Source organism: Micromonospora sp. L32, assembly GCF_052068055.1.
Classification (GTDB): Bacteria; Actinomycetota; Actinomycetes; order Mycobacteriales; family Micromonosporaceae; genus Micromonospora; species Micromonospora purpureochromogenes.
The window spans coordinates 884,833-902,283 of sequence record NZ_JBQHDD010000001.1; the positions used below are offsets into that span (position 1 = coordinate 884,833).

Below are 17,451 nucleotides of genomic sequence, written 5' to 3' on the forward strand. Positions count from 1 at the left end.
GGGCCGCCTGTGGCGACGCCGCGTAGGGTGCGCTGATGGAACAGATCTGCGTGGTCACGACGGTGGTGGACGCGCGCCCGGTCGCGGACGCGCTCGCGGCCGAGGCGGTCGCCGGGCGGCTGGCGGCCTGCGCGCAGGTGGGCGGCCAGGTCGACAGCACGTACTGGTGGCGGTCCGCCGTCGAGACCGGCACCGAGTGGTCGGTGCAGTTCAAGACCGCCCCCGACCGGGTGGTCGCGCTGGTCGACCGGATCCGCGCCGCCCACCCGTACGAGGTGCCGGAGATCCTGGTGTCCCGGGTGGAGTGCGGGGAGCCGGCGTACGCCGCCTGGGTGCAGGAGAACACGCGTACCTAGGTGTACCTGGCCGAGCAAATGGCCGGATCGATCAGGAATCGAGAAGTGTGGTCCTGGTGCCGCGCCTAACGTGATCGTCATGGACATCACCATTCACACCAGCTTCCTGCCGCACGTCGACCCGGACGCCTCCCTGGCCTTCTACCGCGACGTCCTCGGCTTCGAGGTCCGCAACGACGTCGGACAGGGCAAGATGCGGTGGATCACCGTCGGCCCCGTCGGCCAGCCCGACACGTCCATCCTCCTGGCGCCGCCGGCCGCCGACCCCGGGGTCACCGAGGACGAGCGCCGCACCATCGCCGAGATGATGGCCAAAGGCACCTACGGCTGGATCCTGCTGGCCACCCACGACCTCGACGGCACGTTCGAGAAGCTGCAGGCCGGCGACGCCGAGGTCGTCCAGGAGCCGATCGAGCAGCCGTACGGCATCCGCGACTGCGCCTTCCGCGATCCCGCGGGCAACCTGGTTCGCATCCAGGAGCTTCGCTGAGCCCTCCGGTCGTCGAGCACCCGGCCGCCTGCTCGGCAGGCGACCCGGGGTGCTCGCGGGCATCGATGAAAGGAGTACTCCCATGTGCCACCCCTCATGGGGGCGCGCACTCGCGGAGGCGCAGCGCCTGAATGACCTCGCGCGGCTGCGCCGGGTCCGCGACCGGATCGACCGGGAGTACGCGCGGCCGCTGGACGTCGAGGCGCTCGCCCGCGGCGCGAACATGTCGGCCGGTCACCTCAGCCGCCAGTTCCGGCAGGCCTACGGCGAGTCGCCGTACTCCTATCTGATGACGCGGCGCATCGAGCGCGCCATGGCGCTGCTGCGCCGTGGCGACCTGAGCGTCACCGAGGTCTGCTTCGCGGTCGGCTGCTCGTCGCTGGGCACCTTCAGCACCCGCTTCACCGAGCTGGTCGGCATGCCGCCCAGCGCCTACCGGCGTCGTGCGACGGGCGCTGCGGCGGGGATGCCGCCGTGTGTGGCGAAACACTTGACCAGACCGGTCAGGAATCGAGAAGCGCCGGTCGCCGAGCCGCACCTAGCGTGACGACCATGGCAAACATCGAATCCGTCACCCTCGAAGTGGCCGACCCCACGGCCGCCCAGCGCTTCTACACCGCCGCCTTCGGGTTGGACACGCAGATCCGCCTGCGGGCCTCGGCGGCACCGACGACCGGCTTCCGTGGGTTCATGCTGGCCCTCACGGTGTCCCAGCGGGCCACCGTCGACGGCTTCATCGGCGCTGCCCTGGACGCCGGCGCCACGTCGCTGAAGCCGGCCGCGAAGTCGCTCTGGGGCTACGGCGGTGTCGTACAGGCCCCGGACGGGACGATCTGGAAGGTCGCGACCTCGGCGAAGAAGGACACCGGCCCGGCGACCCGGCAGATCGACGAGATCGTGCTCCTGCTGGGGGTCGCGGACGTGGCCGCGAGCAAGCGGTTCTACGTCGAGCGCGGCCTTGCCGTGGCGAAGAGCTTCAGCCGCATGTACGTCGAGTTCGCTGCCGGGTCGAGTCCCGTCAAGCTGGCGCTGTACCGGCGCCGTGCCCTTGCCAAGGACGTCGGCGTCGCTCCCGACGGCACCGGATCGCACCGGCTCATGATCGGCGGCCCTGCCGGGCCGTTCACCGACCCGGACGGGTTCGCCTGGGAGGCCGTCTCGCTGGCACCCACGCCCTGACGGCTGCGTGCCCTGTCCGGCGGCCGATCACGAGACGGCCGCCGGGTGAACCGACCGATGACCGCCGGAGCCCATTCCCTGAAGGAAGGGCTCGCCACGAAGTGACTGGGGGAAGCATGACGGGCGCGCCGCCGCGTGGGCTTGAGGAGAGGCTGCGGGACACCCGCGCGAAACTGGATAGCGAGGTCGATCTCTGGGTCGCGACGTCGGGCTCCCCGGGCGGCGTCCACCTCATTCCGCTCTCGTACCTCTGGGACGGGACCGCGTTCGTCATCTCGACGTCGCGCGCCTCGGTCACCGGCCGCAACCTGCTGGCGGACGGCCGGGTGCGGCTCAGCCTCGGGCCGACGCGCGACGTCGTGATCGTCGACGGCACCGCCGAGCCGGTGGCCATCGCCGACCTCGGCCAGCAGGCGGGCGACGCGTTCGCGGCCAGGACCGGTTTCGACCCGCGCGAACTCGACGAGCCCTACCAGTACTTCCGGATCCGGCCGCGACGCATCCAGGCCTGGCGCGAGGTGAACGAGATGCGGGGACGGGTCCTCATGCGCGACGGCCGCTGGCTCGGCTGACCGTCGCAGGGAAACCGCACCGGTACACCTAGGTACGCGCACTCTGGGCGCGCCCCCGCCCGGCCGCGAGGATGGCCGGGTGGAGAACACCGGCTACCCCTGCCCCGGCTGCGGCGCGCCCGCCGATCTCGTCCGCGGCTGCTCCGGCTGCGGCCGCCCGCCGTACCCGCCCGCCGCCGAGGTGATCCGGCTGGACGCGGAGATCCGGGCGCTCGGTCAGGAGGTGGAGCGGGCCCGCGAGGCGTACCAGGGGCTCGCCGGTCGGCTGCTCGCGGCGCAGCGCCGGCGGGCGGAGCTGGCGGCCCGGGTCCGCGCGGAGGTCGCCCGGCCGGTGCCGGCCGGTCCGTTGCCCCCGGTACCGCCGGTCCGGGTCCGACCCGCCCCGGTCCCGCCGCCGCCGGGACGGCCGGAGACCTCCACCCGGACGGTGCAGGGGCTGCTGTTCGTCCTCGGCGGGCTGCTGCTCGGCACCGCGGCGGTGGTCTTCACCGCCGTGGCCTGGGCCGCCGTCGGGGTCGCCGGGCGGGCCGCGATCCTGGCCGCGTTCACCGTGCTGGCTCTGGCCGCGCCGCTGGTCGCGGCGCGGCGCGGGCTGCGGGGCACCGCGGAGACCTTCGCCGCGGTGGGGCTGCTGCTGGTGGTCCTCGACGGGTACGCCGCCTGGGCGGTGGACCTGTTCGGCGTGGCCGACTGGCCGGGCACCCGGTACGCCGCGCTGGTCGGGGGGGCCGGCGCGGCCATCGCCGCCGGGTACGCCCGGCTCAGCCGGTTGACCGTGCCCTGGTTCGCGGCGCTCCTCGTCGCGCAGCCGGTGCTGCCGCTGGCGGCGGTGGCGGCCCGCCCCGATGCCGCCGGGTGGGCCCTGGTCCTGCTCGGGGTGGCGTTGCTCGACCTCGTGGTGGTGGTCGCGCTGCGTCGCCGCTCCGCGGCGCCGGCCGGGCGTTCCGAGCCCGGTCCGGTGCCGTCCCCGGCCGCCGCTCCGGTTCCGCCCGGTGCGGCCACCGCTGGTGGGGCGGACCAGGACACGGCCACCGGCCAGCCGGCGTCGGCGGGGGCCGGTGGGGGGCCGGCGGTGGTCGGCGGGGGGACGCCGGCCGCTGGGCCGGGGGCGCGGATCGGGGGGCCGGCGGCCGGTGGGGGACCGGTCGCCGGGCCGCGCGTCCCGGCCGTCGTGCGGGCCGGACAGGTGCTCGCCTGGCTCGGCTTCGGTGGCGCGACGGCGCTCGCCGCCGGCTGCGCGCTGGTGCCGCTGGCCTGGGGCCGGGCCGCCGGCCGGCCGCTGCTGGCCGGGGCGCCGCTGCTGCTGGTGGGGCTGGTCCTGCTCGGCGCGGCGTGGACCGCCGGCGGCCGGTTGTTCCGTCAGGTCGCGGCGGCGCTGCTGGTGCCGCTGCTGGCCGCCGCGCTGCTCCGCCCGGTGGCCGAGCTGCGCCCCGGGGTGCTGCTGGTGGCGGCCGCCCTGGTGACCGCCGCCCTGGCCGGGGCGGCCCGGGTGGCCCCGGCGCGGCTGCGCTCCGGCCCCCGGGTCGGCGCCCTGCTCGTCGCCGGCGCGCTGGCCCAGGTGGGTGTCCTGGCCACCCTGCTGGTCGCCGGTGGCGCGGTGGCCCGGTCGCTGCCCGGGTGGCGGGGCGCGGCGGCCGGCCCGGCGGTCGGCTGGGGCTGGCAGCTTCCGGTCGCCGTCGCGCTGACGGCCGCCGCGATCGGCCTGCTGCTGCCCCGGGGCGCCCGCCCGGTGACCGGGCTGGTCGGTGTCGCGCTGACCGCGTCCGCCCTGCCGGCGGTGGCCGCCACGCCGTGGCCGGCGGCGCTCGCCGTCGATCTCGTCGTCGGGGTGGCACTCCTGCTGGCCGTCGTCCGGCCGGCTCGCCGCACCCCGACCGTGGTGGTCGGGTCGCTGGCCGGCGCGGCGCTGCTCGGGCACGGTCTGCTGGTGGCCCTGGCCGCGCCGGGCGGCATGCTGGTGACGCTCGGGGTGCTGCTGCCCGCCGGGCTGGCGGTGGCGGCCCTCGCCCGCCGGGGGACCCCGGCGCAGCGCGCCGTCGCCGGAGGCGGGCTGGCCGTGGCGCTGCTCGCCGTGCCGGCGGGGACGGTCGTCGCGCTCCTCGCCGCCGGCTCGGCCCCCTGGTGGCAGCTGCGGGCCGGCTTCGCCGCCGCCGTGGTCCCGCTGCTCGCCCTCGGCGCGGTCCGCCGCCACTGGCCCGACCTCGACGGGTACGCCTCGACCGCCGCCGCCGTGGCGCTCGGCGTGCTCGGGCTGGCGCCGGTGGTCGTACCGGCCGCCGAACCGGTCCCGCTCTACGCCGCGCTCGCCGCGCTGCTGCTGGTGGTCGTCGACCGGGCCACCCCGGCGTCGGCCGTCGGTCGGGTGGTGGCCGCCGCGCTGGCCGTGGTCGCGGCGCTCGCCGCCGCCCCGGTGGCCGTGACGGCGTTGCTGTCCCCGTACGACGGGCCGGTCGAGCCCTGGTCGGGCGTACCCGCGACCGGGCCGCTGCCCGGCGGGTGGGCCGGTGGCGCGGCCCTGCTGGTGCTGGCGGTCGCCGCCGCGCTGGTCGGCCGGCGGACCGGGGGCGGCGCGGCCGTCCCGGCCCTGCTGGCACTGCCCTTCGCCGCCGCCGCGCTGCCGGTGCTGCTGGCGGCGGCCGGCGTGCCCTGGCCGGTGGTGCCGGCGGTGGCGCTGCTCACCGGGCTGGCCGCCCTGCTGGCCGCCGCGCTGCGGCGCCCGGGCCCCCTGCTGGGCGCGGTCGCGGTGCCGGTGGGGGCGCTCTGGACCGTGGCCGGGCTGACCGGGCTGCTCGCCACCCGGGCCGGCACCCTCGCCGGCCTGGCGCTGCTGGTCGTGGCGGCGGCGGTGGCCGGCGTCGCCGGGCGGCGGGCCGAGGTGCGGCTGCTCGGCTTCCTGGTGGCGGTCGCCGCGGCCACCGGCTTCGCGGTGACTGCCTCGCTGGCCGCGGGGCTGCCGCTGCGGGCCGCCGGCTTCGCGGTGCTCGCGGTGGCGGTGGCGGTGCTGTACGCCGCGCCGCCGCTGGCCCGGCGCACGCCGGTGACCGGACGGGCGTCCGAGGGCGCGGCCCAGGCCGTGGCGCTGGTGGCGCTCCTGCTCACCGCGTCCGCCCCGCGCCACGCGGCGGCGGTCTGTGTGCTCTGGGGCGCGGCGGTGGCGCCGCGGGTGCTGCGTCGCGGCGAGTCCGCCGACCGGCGGTGGGCCTTCGCGGGCATCGCCGGCGGCAGCGAACTGCTCGGCGCCTGGCTGCTGCTCGCCGCCGGCGGGGTGGTGCTGCTGGAGGCGTACACCCTGCCGGCGGCGGGGCTGGCGCTGGTCGCCGGGGTGGTCGCGCTGCGTACCCGGCCGGGGTTGACCAGCTGGCTGGCGCTCGGTCCCGGGCTGGCCGCCGGGCTGCTGCCCGGCCTGGTGTCGGTGCTGGTCGCCCCCGAGCCCCAACCCTGGCGACGGCTGCTGCTCGGGGTCGCCGCGCTGGCCGTGGTGCTCGCCGGGGCCACCCGGCGCTGGCAGGCGCCGGTGGTGCTCGGGGGGACCACGCTGACCCTGCTGGCCCTGCACGAGCTGGTCCGCGGCTGGGACCTGCTGCCCCGGTGGATCTTCCTGGCCGTCGGCGGGCTCGCGTTGATCGCCCTCGCCGCCACCTACGAGCGGCGGCGCCGTGACCTGACCCGGCTGCGCGCGGCCGTCGGCCGAATGGGCTGAGGTAGGGGCAACACCACCACGAATCGGGGTGTTGCCATGATTACCAGGCGCAACCGTCGCCGCGAGAATCAAGGGTGGGCCCGCCAACGGGTGCGGCCCCGATCGAGGACAGGGAGCGGAGATGGCGCGTTCAGCGGTGGCGGACCAACCGGTACGACGCGGCAGTGACTATGCCGTGTTGTCCCGACGGATCAGCGAGGCGGGCCTGCTCGAGCGCCGCCCCGGCCGGTACGCGGTGCGCATCGCGCTGGCGGCGACCTTCTTCCTGGCGGGCTGGGCCGCGGTGGTGGCGGTCGGCGACTCGTGGGCGCAGCTGCTGATGGCGGTGGGCATGGCGGTGGCCACCACCCAGGTCGCCTTCCTCGGCCACGACGCCGGGCACCGGCAGATGTTCCGCCGCCGGGGCCCGAGCGAGCTGGCCGGTCTGCTCGCCGGCAACCTGGCGGTCGGGCTCAGCTACGGCTGGTGGGTCGACAAGCACAACCGGCACCACGCCAACCCGAACCACACCGACGAGGATCCGGACGTCGGCGGCGGCGCGCTGGTCTGGACGTACGAGCAGGCGGCGGCGACGCCGCCCTACCTGCGCTGGCTGGCGCGGCGGCAGGCCTGGCTGTTCTTCCCGATGCTGCTGCTGGAGGGCTTCCACCTGCACGTGGCCAGCATCAAGGCGCTGGTCGGTCGGTCGGACGGCGGCTGGTCCACGCCGATGCGGCACCGGGGCGTGGAGGGGCTGCTGCTCGTCGCGCACACCGTCGGCTACCTGGGGCTCATCTTCGCCGTGATGTCGCCGGCGAAGGCGCTCGCCTTCATCGCCATCCACCAGGGGCTCTGGGGCCTCTACATGGGCTGCGCGTTCGCCCCGAACCACAAGGGCATGCCGATGCCGACGGAGGAAGACAACCTGGACTACCTGCGCAAGCAGGTGCTCACCTCGCGCAACGTGCGGGGCGGCCGGTTCGTCGACGTCGCACTGGGCGGGCTCAACTACCAGATCGAGCACCACCTGTTCCCGAACATGCCGCGGGGCAACCTGCGCCGGGCGCAGCCGATCGTGCAGGCGTACTGCGCCGAGCGCGAGGTGCCGTACGTCGAGACCGGGCTGGTCGAGTCGTACCGGCAGGCGCTGGCGCACCTGCACGAGGTGGGCCGGCCGCTGCGCGGCTGACCCTCGTACGCACGACGGGGCGGCACCGGTCACGGTGCCGCCCCGTCGCGTCGGGGTGCGGGGCGGTCAGCCGCCGAACGCCTTGATCAGCTCTTCCGGAGCCTCCTGGGTCTGGCTGGCCGGCGGCTTCTGCGGGGCGACGGCCGCGCCGAAGTCGGTGTAGGTGGTCTTGAGCTTGCCGGCTGCCGGGGACAGCACGGTGGTGTCGACGACCAGCTCGATCAGTCGGCCCTGGTCGTCGGTCTTCGCGGTGAAGGGCACCGCCTTGGCCTTGGCGCCGAGCGCCTTGATGCCCTTGTCGTCCGGCTTGGCCTTCGTGTAGTCGAGGGTGCCGGCGAAGGCGTGCTCACCGGTCTTCTCGACCTCGGTGACCCCCTTGATCATCTGCTTGGCGCCGCCCGGGTCGCCGTCCGGCATCAGGTTCATCTGGCCGCTGGCGCCGAGCCTGGTGGCGTCCATGTGCAGCCACTTCTTCGGGGCGCCGGCCATGCCGCTGATCTTCATCCAGGCGTCGTCGCCGAGGGTGATCATCCGGACCTTGCCCTGGCTGCCCATGTCGAGGGTCATGTCGATCGCCTTGGTCCGCGGGTCCAGCAGGCCACCGCCGTTGACCACCGACGAGGTGATGGTGACCCGGACGCTGTCCTCGCTGAGCTTGAGCGCGGCGGCGGTCAGCTCGTCGAGCGGAGCGACCGACGCGCTGCTGCTCGGGGCGACGCTCGCGGCGCTTCCGCCGGCGGCTGGAGCGTCCGCTCCGTCCTGGTTGCCACAGCCGGTCAGCAGACCCAGCGCGGCGACGAGCGCGACCCCCGTGGTCGCCAGCCGTCGAGTGTTCATTGTGGATTACTCCTCGTGAAGGGTGGGCCGGTGCGGCGTGTGCTGCCCGCCACCGGCCGGGCCGTCGGTCAGCGTAGCGGGCGAAAGCGACAGTCGGGTGTCGATGTCCGTCCCTCGTAGCCGTCGGTGCTCGACCCGGCACACCCGGTCAATGGGCGTCGACCCACCTCCGGCGCGTCCGACTTGCCCAGGCCAGTGCCGGTAGGGTCGGGCCATGACAGACCTGCTCACCGCCGAGGCGGTGCGAGAGAAGCTGGGCGGGCTGGCGGACTGGTCGGGCGACCCGACTCAGATCAGCCGCACCGTCGAGCTGGGCAGCTTCCCGGCCGCCATCGCCGTGGTCGACCGGGTGGCGGAGGTGGCCGAGCGACTCGACCACCACCCCGACATCGACATCCGGTGGCGGACCGTGACCTTCCGCTGCGTCACCCACTCCGCCGGTGGGGTCACCCACCGGGACGTGGAGCTGGCGCGCCAGATCGACGACATCGTCCGGAGCGTCCGATGAGATTCGAGATCAGCAAGGTGCTGGACGCCATCGAGGGGCGCGTCTGCACCGACCCGTCCCTGGCCCGGGCCGTCCTCGACCTGGCCGAGGTGATCCGCTACCAGGACCTCGACGGTGGCCGGCCGGCCAGCCTGTTGCGGCTCGGCATGGTGATCGACGCCCTCTCCCGCGAGCTGGAGGAGGACAGCGTCCCGGTCTACGCCGTGGTGCACCGGGCGTTGCTCTCCGACGCCGACCTCACCTCGAACGAGCGGATGGTGGTCCGGCGCTGGGCCGACGACGGCCTCGTCGAGGTGCTGGACAACCCGGGCGACCGGATGCTGGAGGTGGCCGATCTGCTCGGCCTGCCGGTGCTCACCCGGGTCCGGTTCGACAGCCTGCGCGGTCGGTTCCCGTGGCTGGTGGAGCAGCCGGGCCGGGTGCTCGCGCCGGTGCCCGGCGCCGGCGGCCCGGTCTTCGTCGCGCACGTCGGCGGCGGCTCGACCCCGGTCGAGGGGGACCGCTCGCCGGTCGGGGCGAAGCTGCTGGCCCGGCAGTGGCGCTGCCCGGAGCCGGGCTGCGCCCTCTTCGGCGGCGGCGGGGGCGGTGGCGCCTTCGCCGACCTGGCCCGGGTCGAGCGCGCGCCGGCCGGCCAGCCGCCACCCGCGCTGCGCAACGGGGTGCCGACCTGCCCCCGGCACGGCGCCCGGCTCGGTGACGCCGGGCCGCGGCCCCGCACCGAGGTGCTGGCGGTCCGGATCGGTGGCCTGGTCCGGCGGCGGTTCGTGCTCACCGAGGAGCAGCCGGTCTTCGTCGGGCGGGCGCCCGAGGCCAGCGGCGGGATCGTGCTCGGCCAGTGGCTCAACGACGAGGCCCGGCGCTGGATCAGCCGCAGCCACCTGAAGCTGGAGCTGCGGGTCGGCGAGGTGATCGTGACCGACGTGAGCACCAACGGCTCCGGCATCCGCCCGCACGGGTCGATGACCGAGGCGGAACGGATCCCGCTCGCGCCGAACCAGTCCCGGGTGCTCGGCGGCGCCGACATGGTCGAGCTCTACCCGGGCGTCCAGGTCGGCCGCGCCGGCGAGCTGCCCACCGGCGCCCCGTTCACCCCCACCTCGGTGATGGCCGAGGCGCCCACCATGGCCATGCGCCTGCCCCGCAACTGACCGACGAACGACGAGCGGGCGTCGGGACCGTGGTCCCGACGCCCGCTTCGCGCGTACGAGGTCAGCCGGCCAGCACGGCGGCGAGCTGGGCCACCGCGTGGTCGATCTCCTCCTCGGTGATCACCAGCGGCGGGGCCAGCCGGATGGTGGAGCCGTGGGTGTCCTTGGCCAGGACGCCGCGCTCCATCAGCCGCTCGCATGCCTGGCGGCCGCTCATCAGCGCCGGGTCGATGTCCACCCCGGCCCAGAGGCCCCGGACCCGGACGGCAACCAGACCCTTGCCGAGCAGCCCCTCCAGGCCGGCGCGCAGCCGCGTGCCCAGCTCGGCGGAGCGGCGCTGGAACTCGCCGGTGGCCAGCAGCCGGACCACCTCGGTGGCGACCGCGCAGGCCAGCGGGTTGCCGCCGAAGGTCGAACCGTGCTGGCCCGGCTTCAGCACCCCCAGCACGTCGGCGTTCGCGGCGACCGCGGAGACCGGCACGATGCCGCCGCCGAGCGCCTTGCCCAGCAGGTACATGTCCGGCACGACGCCCTCGTGGTCGCAGGCGAAGGTGTGCCCGGTCCGGCCGAGGCCGGACTGGATCTCGTCGGCGATGAAGAGCACGTTGCGCTCGGTGCAGACCCGGCGGACACCCGGCAGGTAGCCCTCCGGCGGCACCACCACGCCCTGCTCGCCCTGGATCGGCTCGAGCAGCACGGCGACGGTGTTCTCGTCGATCGCGGCGGCCAGCGCGTCCAGGTCGCCGTAGGGGACGACCGTGAAGCCCGGGGTGTACGGCCCGAAGTCGGCGCGGGCGTCCTCGTCGGTGGAGAAGCTGACGATGGTGGTCGTCCGGCCGTGGAAGTTGCCCTCGGCGACGACGATGTTGGCCTGGCCGGGGGTGACGCCCTTGACCTGGTAGCCCCACTTGCGGGCGACCTTGACGCCGGTCTCGACCGCCTCGGCGCCGGTGTTCATCGGCAGGACCAGGTCCTTGCCGCACAGCTCGGCCAGCTCCCTGCAGAAGTCGGCGAACTGGTCGTGGATGAACGCGCGGCTGGTGAGCGTCAGCTTGTCGAGCTGCTCGTGGGCGGCGCGGATCAGCGTCGGGTGCCGGTGGCCGAAGTTCAGCGCCGAGTAGCCGGCGAGGCAGTCCAGGTAGCGACGGCCGTCCACGTCGGTGAGCCAGGCGCCCTCGGCGGAGGAGATCACCACCGGCAGCGGGTGGTAGTTGTGCGCGGTGTGCTTCTCCGCGTCCCGTACCGCAGCCGGAGTCCGCAGCATGTCCTCGATCACTTGGTCGCCTTTCCCTGACGGAGTCGCAACGTGCAGCACTTCGGTCCGCCGCCGGCCTTGCGCAGCTCGGACAGGTCGATCCCGATGGTCTCGTAACCCCGGTCGCGCAGCTTCGCGGCCAGGTCGGTGGCCTGCGCCGGCAGCACCACGTGCCGGCCGTCGCTGACCGCGTTCAGCCCCAGCACCTCGGCGTCGGCCATGGTGGCGTGCACCGCGTCCGGGAAGAGCCGGCGCAGCACCGCCTGGCTGCCGGGGGAGAACGCCTCCGGAAGGTACGCCACGGTCCGCTCGTCGAGCACGGTCAGGGCGGTGTCCAGGTGGTAGAAGCGCGGGTCGACCAGCTGCATCGTGATCACCGGGTAGCCGAAGACCTCCTGCAGCTGCGCGTGCGAGGCGTGCGCGGTGCGGAAGCCGGTGCCGGCGAGCAGGTAGTCGCCGACCAGCAGGACGTCGCCCTCGCCCTCGTTGACGTGCTTCGGGTCGTACATCTCGAAGCCGGCGGCCTCGAACCAGGCGCGGTAGGCGGGGGCCTCGTCGGCGCGCTGCGGGTCGCGGAACTGCACCGCCATGGCCTTGTCGTCGATCACCGTGCCGCCGTTGGCGGCGAAGACCATGTCCGGCAGGCCGGCGACCGGGTCGATCAGCTCGACGGAGTGGCCCAGGTCGAGGTAGGTCCGGCGCAGCTGCTCCCACTGCCGGATGGCCAGGTCGGCGTCGACCGGCGCGGTCGGGTCCATCCACGGGTTGATGGCGTAGTCGACGGCGAAGTACGTCGGCCGGCACATCAGGAAGCGCTGGCTGATGGCGTCCATCGTCATGTCCTGCTCCTGGGGGTCGGGCGCGCCCGGCCACCTCGGCCGACGGGCTGGCGCCGTCCGTCAACGGTATGCGGCATCGGCCGACGACATCCACCGCCGAGACTTGCGTACGCCGACGAAACGTTGCGTCTGGCGTCGGCCGGGCGGCGATCTGTTGCGTTCCCGCCTACCACCCACATGACGAAGGGGCCGCCACCCCCGGAACGGGAGGTGACGGCCCCTGGACGCGCTTCGGGGGCGGCGAACGCCGCCCCCGAAAGGATGCGTGCCCGGCTGGTGAACCACCAGACTGATCGGGCGTCGCCGGCGCACCACCGGCGAGCGGAAAGGTGCCCGTCAGAACCGGTCGACAAACTGTGAGTCGAGCCACTCCCGGAACCGGGAGATCCACTCGCCGTCGGCGGTCGGCCAGTCGAACTGGCCGGTCATCGCGACCACCCCGACCACCACCGCGGCCAGGCCCACCAGGATGCCGATCAGCGCGTCGGTCTTGCCGGCGACGTGCCGCCGCCGGGTCGCCATCAGGCCGAGGACGGAGAGCACCGCGCCGGCCGCGCCGACGGCGATGCCGTACCCGGCCAGCGTGCCGGTGAGCACGAACAGGGCACCGACCACGGAGACGATCAGGCCGAGGGTGGCCAGCAGGCTGGCCCGCGGCTTCGGGCCGGCGACCACCGGGGTCTCCCGGCGGGCCTCGTCCCGGTCGGGGACACCGTCCCGGTCCACGTCGACCGTCCGCTCGGCGGTGGGGTCGGCGAGGCCGGTGCCCGGCCGGGCGTCCCGGTCCGCGCCGGTGAGCCGGTCCGACGTCGTACGCCGGGGCTCGTCGTCGATCGCGGCGACCCGGCCGGAGGGGCCGCGGGTCGACTCGGAGCGGGCGGTGGACGCCCGGGCCAGCGCGGCGCGCTCGGCCGCCCGGCGCTCCGTCTCGGCGTCGCGCTCGCCGTCGGTGGCCAGCGCGTTGCTGCGGTACGTCGTCTGCTCGGCGTCCCGGTCGGTGACCACCGGCGGATCGGCCGGGCGGTCGACGGTGGCGCTCCGGTCGTGTCCGTCGACGCGCCCGTCGCCGTTACGGTCGGTCGTGGGCGCCGGCTCGGTCCGGCGCGACAGCGAAGGAATCTTCATTGTGAACACCTCCTGATCGATGCGTGGAGGCCTCGGTAAGCGCCGGTGGGCAGCCACGCGTATCACCGCTGTGGTACCCAGCGGCCCGATCCGCCACACCCGGGCTACCGTTGCCGTCGTGCCAGAGGGACACACCATCCACCGCCTGGCGGCCCGGCACGCCGAGCTGTTCGCCGGCGACAAGGTGACCGCCGCCAGCCCGCAGGGCCGCTTCGCCGAGGGCGCCGCCCGGCTCTCCGGCACCGTCCTCGACGGCACCGAGGCGTACGGCAAGCACCTGCTGCACCACTACGCCGACGAGCTGACCCTGCACGTGCACCTCGGCCTGTACGGCAAGTTCACCGACGGCCCGGGGGAGCCGCCGCCCCCGGTCGGGCAGGTCCGGTTGCGGCTCGCCAGCGACCGGCACTGGCTCGACCTGCGCGGCCCCACCGCCTGCGAGCTGCTGACCTCGCCCGAGGTCGCCGCGCTGCGCGACCGGCTCGGCCCGGACCCGCTGCGCGCCGACGCCGACCCGCGCCGGGCCTGGGCGCGGGTCCGGCGCAGTCCCACCCCGCTCGCCGCGCTGCTGCTGGACCAGTCCGTGGTGGCCGGCACCGGGCTGATCTTCGTCACCGAGGCGCTGTTCCGGGCGGGGCTGCCGCCGACGCTGCCCGGCCGGGAGCTGACCCCGGCCGGCTGGGACGCGCTCTGGGCCGACCTGGTCGAGCTGATGACGCTGGCCGTCGACCGCGGCCGGATCGACACCGTCCGCGACGCGCACCTGCCGGAGGCGATGGGCCGCCCGGCCCGCGTCGACCGGCACGGCGGCGAGGTGTACGTCTACCGCCGCCCCGGCGACCCCTGCCACGTCTGCGCGACGCCGGTGCGCCGAGGCGTGCTGGCCGGCCGCAACCTCTACTGGTGCGCCACCTGCCAGGGCGGCTGAGACGGCTCAGTCGCCGTCGACGAGCCAGCGGACCGACTCGACCTGGTTCGGGAAGACGACCTCCCCGTCGGTGCTCCAGGCCAGCGTCTGCGCGATCGCCCAGCCCCGGACCCGGTCCCGGTCCAGCCCCAGCGCCCCGGTGAGCCGGTCGAGCCGCCGCCGCAGCGCTGCCGGCGAGTGACCCAGCTCGGGGCCGCGCACGATCGGCACCGCCCCGAACTCCCGCTCGCCGACCAGCGGCTTCGGGTCGATCACCAGCCACGGCTCGCGGGTCGCGCGCAGCACGTTGCCGGCGTGCAGGTCCTGATTGACCAGCACCTGTTCGCCCTGGTCGTCGACGAGGTCGGCGAGCCGGCCGAGCGCCGCGTCGAGCAGCCGCCGCTCGTACGGCCGGCCGGCCCGCTCCCAGTTCACCGGCAGCCGCGCGCGCCAGCCGGCGGCCTCCTCGGCGAGCGTGGTGAACGGCCCGCCGGCCGGTTGCCACAGCCGGGGCAGCAGCCCGGCGACGACGTCCAGCGCCTCGTCGGGCGGCAGTTCGTGCACCGGCGAGCCGGGCAGGCACCGCTCGACCAGCAGCGCCCGCCGCCGCGGGTCGTGCGCGAGCAGGCGTACCGCCCCGTCGCCGGCCCAGTGCGCGAGCGCGTCGGCCTCACGGCGGCTGTCCTCGTCCGGGTACTGGAGCTTGAGCACCGCCGGGGTGCCGTCGGGCAGCGTGGCGGGCATCGCCAGGGAGGCGAACGCGTACGGAAACGGCGGCCCGAGCCGCAGTGACCAGCGCTCGACGCACTCGTCCCGCCACCGGGGCAGCGTCGCCAACCAGTCCCGCCCTACCGGCGTACGACGCACCCAGGACAACCCCTCCGGGATCTCCACCCGGCCATCCTCGCCGAATCGTGGAGAGCTGTTGTCGTCCCTGCGACAACAACTCTTCACGATTCCGGTTGCCAGCCCGCCGTTGTCAGGGCGGCGCGGAGTTGGGTGGCCACCTCCGCTGGACGGCGACGAAGATCGAACGCAGTGAACCGGAGGATACGATCGCCCTCGATCCAGATCCGGTTCTGCCGCCGAAGGTCCGCGGCCCAGTGCCGGACCTCCATGTGGTGGGCGCCGTCGACCTCGACGTGCAGCCCCCACCGCCGCCAGTACGCGTCCAGGTAGCGCACCCGCCCGTCCGCGTCCCGTCGTCGTTCCTGCAGCTCCGGCGGGGGGAGACGGTACCGCCGGCAGAGCCGGACCAGGTCGATCTCCGACAGCGCTTCGGCGCCGCCGGTCAGGTCCGCGATGGTGCTCCTGATCAACGCCGCCCGGTGTGGCCGGCGGAAGCGCTGCAGGGCCGCCCCCAGTTCGGCCGGGGTGACGCGCCGCTGCTGGCAGCCAGCAGCGAGCAGCGCCTGCGCCTCGTCCTCGGTGCGTACCCACTGCGCGGCGTCCAGCAGGGACCGCGCCATGGTCGTGCGGTCGGGTCGTCCCCGCTGGCGGTCGGCGTCAGGCAGGTGCCGAGTCCGCCGGACACGTACCGCCGGCATGCCGAGCGGCAGACGGCGCAGCAGGTCGGGAGCCTGCCGCTGGAACGGCACGAGCACGTCCACCGCCTCGTAGCGCCAGCGTCCGCGAAGGCCGCCGGCGCGAGCGGCGGCCAGCCCTGCCAGCACCGCACCCTCGCCGGCCGCCAGTACGGCGATCCAGCGCTGCTGATCCAAGCTGATCTCACCACCGCCGGTCCGCAGGATGCCCCGGCAGATCCGCTCCCACCGGCCCGTGGCCACCAGGTGGCGTACCTTGGCCGGGGTCAGCTCGCGGGTCGCCTGCGCCCAGCTCAGCACTCCTGCCTGCTCGAACAGCAGCCAGTCCAACGCTCCCGCGTCATCCCCCGGAATCCGCACCGATCCAGCAGAACTGATTCTGTGTGGAGTTGTTGTCGCTGGGGCGACAACAACTCCACACACACAATCGACCGGTTACTTGGCCAGCGCGTCGACGGCCTTGCGGGCGGCGATCAGCACCGGGTCCCACACCGGGGCGTACGGCGGGGCGTAGCCGAGATCCAGCGCGGTCATGTCGTCCACGGTCATGCCGTTCCAGAGCGCCACGGCCAGCGCGTCGATCCGCTTGGCCGACTCGGAGCGGCCGACGATCTGGGCGCCGAGCAGCCGCCCGGTGGGACGCTCGGCGATCAGCTTGACGGTCATCGGGCGGGACCCCGGGTAGTAGCCGGCCCGGCTGGTCGACTCGGCCCGCACCGTGACGAACTCGAAGCCGGCCGACGCGGCTTCCCGCTCCCGCAGCCCGGTACGCCCCACCTCCAGGTCGCAGACCTTGGTCACGGCGGTGCCGATGACGCCGGGGAAGGTGGCGTACCCGCCACCGATGTTGATCCCGACCACCCGGCCCTGCTTGTTGGCGTGCGTGCCGAGCGGGACGTGCACGGACATCCCGCTGACCCGGTGCAGCGTCTCCACGCAGTCGCCGGCCGCCCAGACGTCGGGCATCCCCGGCACCCGCATCCGCCGGTCGACGCGGACCCCGCCGGTGGTGCCGACCGGCAGGCCGGCGGCCGCGGCGAGCGCGGTGTTGGGGCGTACCCCGAGGCCGAGGACCACGACGTCGGTCGGCAGCGACCCGGCGTCGGTGACCACCGCGACGACCCGGCCGTCGCGCTCCTCGATCCCGGTCACCCGGACGCCGGTGCGGATCTCGATGCCGAGGCCGCGCATCGCCGTGGCGACCAGGGACGCCATGTCCGGGTCGACGGTGGACATCGGCTGTTCGCCCTGCTCCACCAGGGTGACCGAAAGTCCTCGCTGGACCAGCGCCTCGGCCATCTCCACCCCGATGTAGCCGCCGCCGACCACCACCGCCCGGCGTGGCTTCGGCTCGGCATCCAGCCAGTCGCGCACCGCCGCGCCGTCGTCGAGGGTCTGCACCCCGAAGACCCCGCCCACGTCGTCGCGGGCCCAGTCGGGCTTCGTCGGCACCGCGCCGGTGGCGTACACCAGGGTGTCGAACCGCTCGCGGACCTCGCCGCCGCGGTCCAGGTCGCGGGCGACGACCTCGCGGCGGTCCAGGTCGATGCCGGTGACCTCGGTGCGGGTCCGCACGTCGATCTGGTGCTCCTCGCGGAACGTGGCCGGGGACCGGACGATCAGGTCGTCGCGTTCCTCGACCGTCCCGCTGATCCAGTACGGGATGCCGCACGCCGAGTACGACGTGAAGTGCCCCCGCTCGAACGCGACGATCTCCAGGTCGTCGCGGCGGCGACGGCGGCGGGCCTGGGAGGCCGCCGCCATGCCCGCGGCGTCCCCGCCGATGACGATCAGCCGTTGTGCCACGGTGACCAGTCTTCCAC

The 17,451-nt window shown here is 74.9% G+C and carries 17 protein-coding genes; 10 read left to right on the forward strand and 7 right to left on the reverse strand.

The features are described from left to right. Positions 1 to 35: 35 nt before the first annotated feature. The 7 genes from cutA (at position 36) to ACTMTB_RS04375 (ending at position 7,465) form a co-directional block, all read left to right on the forward strand. Positions 36 to 356, forward strand: coding sequence for a divalent-cation tolerance protein CutA (gene cutA, locus ACTMTB_RS04345; protein WP_357999527.1), 321 nt, complete (start codon positions 36 to 38; stop codon positions 354 to 356). Positions 357 to 435: 79 nt separating this feature from the next. Further along, positions 436 to 846 (forward strand): VOC family protein, encoded by a 411-nt coding sequence (locus tag ACTMTB_RS04350; protein ID WP_441142526.1) that lies wholly within the window; start codon positions 436 to 438, stop codon positions 844 to 846. Positions 847 to 928: 82 nt separating this feature from the next. Then, on the forward strand, positions 929 to 1,393 hold the full coding sequence (locus ACTMTB_RS04355; RefSeq protein WP_441142652.1) for a helix-turn-helix transcriptional regulator: 465 nt from the start codon (positions 929 to 931) through the stop codon (positions 1,391 to 1,393). A 5-nt stretch (positions 1,394 to 1,398) separates the two neighbouring features. Then, positions 1,399 to 2,025 (forward strand): glyoxalase, encoded by a 627-nt coding sequence (locus tag ACTMTB_RS04360; RefSeq protein ID WP_441142528.1) that lies wholly within the window; start codon positions 1,399 to 1,401, stop codon positions 2,023 to 2,025. A gap of 116 nt (positions 2,026 to 2,141) precedes the next feature. Further along, positions 2,142 to 2,597, forward strand: coding sequence for a pyridoxamine 5'-phosphate oxidase family protein (locus ACTMTB_RS04365; protein WP_441142530.1), 456 nt, complete (start codon positions 2,142 to 2,144; stop codon positions 2,595 to 2,597). Positions 2,598 to 2,676: 79 nt separating this feature from the next. Next, positions 2,677 to 6,297, forward strand: coding sequence for an SCO7613 C-terminal domain-containing membrane protein (locus ACTMTB_RS04370; protein ID WP_441142532.1), 3,621 nt, complete (start codon positions 2,677 to 2,679; stop codon positions 6,295 to 6,297). 121 nt (positions 6,298 to 6,418) lie between these two features. Then, complete coding sequence (locus ACTMTB_RS04375) at positions 6,419 to 7,465, forward strand: fatty acid desaturase family protein (RefSeq protein ID WP_441142534.1); 1,047 nt, start codon at positions 6,419 to 6,421, stop codon at positions 7,463 to 7,465. A 66-nt stretch (positions 7,466 to 7,531) separates the two neighbouring features. On the opposite strand, the gene ACTMTB_RS04380 is transcribed toward ACTMTB_RS04375, so the two are convergent. Then, positions 7,532 to 8,302, reverse strand: a complete 771-nt coding sequence (locus tag ACTMTB_RS04380) for a hypothetical protein (protein WP_441142536.1) — start codon at positions 8,300 to 8,302, stop codon at positions 7,532 to 7,534. A 214-nt stretch (positions 8,303 to 8,516) separates the two neighbouring features. On the opposite strand from ACTMTB_RS04380, the gene ACTMTB_RS04385 reads away from it, so the two are divergent. Next, positions 8,517 to 8,810, forward strand: a complete 294-nt coding sequence (locus ACTMTB_RS04385) for a 4a-hydroxytetrahydrobiopterin dehydratase (protein WP_441142538.1) — start codon at positions 8,517 to 8,519, stop codon at positions 8,808 to 8,810. Beyond that, a complete protein-coding gene (locus ACTMTB_RS04390) occupies positions 8,807 to 9,958 on the forward strand; it encodes an FHA domain-containing protein (RefSeq protein ID WP_334569071.1) in 1,152 nt (383 codons plus the stop codon). Before ACTMTB_RS04385 ends, ACTMTB_RS04390 begins: the two co-directional genes overlap by 4 nt. A 61-nt stretch (positions 9,959 to 10,019) precedes the next feature. Here ACTMTB_RS04390 and rocD read toward each other — a convergent pair whose 3' ends face one another. The 3 genes from rocD to ACTMTB_RS04405 all read right to left on the reverse strand — a co-directional run bounded on the left by rocD (position 10,020) and on the right by ACTMTB_RS04405 (position 13,177). Further along, positions 10,020 to 11,234, reverse strand: coding sequence for an ornithine--oxo-acid transaminase (gene rocD / locus ACTMTB_RS04395; RefSeq protein ID WP_441142541.1), 1,215 nt, complete (start codon positions 11,232 to 11,234; stop codon positions 10,020 to 10,022). After that, positions 11,231 to 12,046 carry a dimethylargininase gene (ddaH, locus tag ACTMTB_RS04400; protein WP_441142654.1) on the reverse strand — a complete coding sequence of 272 codons (816 nt, stop codon included), beginning with the start codon at positions 12,044 to 12,046 and terminating at the stop codon, positions 11,231 to 11,233. The genes rocD and ddaH overlap by 4 nt, the downstream gene beginning before the upstream one ends. A 342-nt stretch (positions 12,047 to 12,388) precedes the next feature. Continuing rightward, the gene (locus ACTMTB_RS04405; protein ID WP_441142543.1) at positions 12,389 to 13,177 is read right to left on the reverse strand and encodes a thrombospondin; all 789 of its coding nucleotides are present in this window, start codon (positions 13,175 to 13,177) and stop codon (positions 12,389 to 12,391) included. Positions 13,178 to 13,295: 118 nt separating this feature from the next. Between ACTMTB_RS04405 and ACTMTB_RS04410 the strand changes: the two genes are divergently transcribed. Beyond that, a complete protein-coding gene (locus ACTMTB_RS04410; protein ID WP_441142545.1) occupies positions 13,296 to 14,105 on the forward strand; it encodes an Fpg/Nei family DNA glycosylase in 810 nt (269 codons plus the stop codon). A 6-nt stretch (positions 14,106 to 14,111) separates the two neighbouring features. On the opposite strand, the gene ACTMTB_RS04415 is transcribed toward ACTMTB_RS04410, so the two are convergent. From ACTMTB_RS04415 to ACTMTB_RS04425, 3 genes are all read right to left on the reverse strand, one after another. Next, a complete protein-coding gene (locus ACTMTB_RS04415; protein ID WP_441142547.1) occupies positions 14,112 to 14,978 on the reverse strand; it encodes an aminoglycoside phosphotransferase family protein in 867 nt (288 codons plus the stop codon). A gap of 56 nt (positions 14,979 to 15,034) precedes the next feature. Beyond that, a complete protein-coding gene (locus ACTMTB_RS04420) occupies positions 15,035 to 15,988 on the reverse strand; it encodes a hypothetical protein (protein ID WP_441142549.1) in 954 nt (317 codons plus the stop codon). Positions 15,989 to 16,063: 75 nt separating this feature from the next. After that, on the reverse strand, positions 16,064 to 17,434 hold the full coding sequence (locus ACTMTB_RS04425) for an FAD-dependent oxidoreductase (protein WP_441142551.1): 1,371 nt from the start codon (positions 17,432 to 17,434) through the stop codon (positions 16,064 to 16,066). Positions 17,435 to 17,451 lie beyond the last annotated feature (17 nt).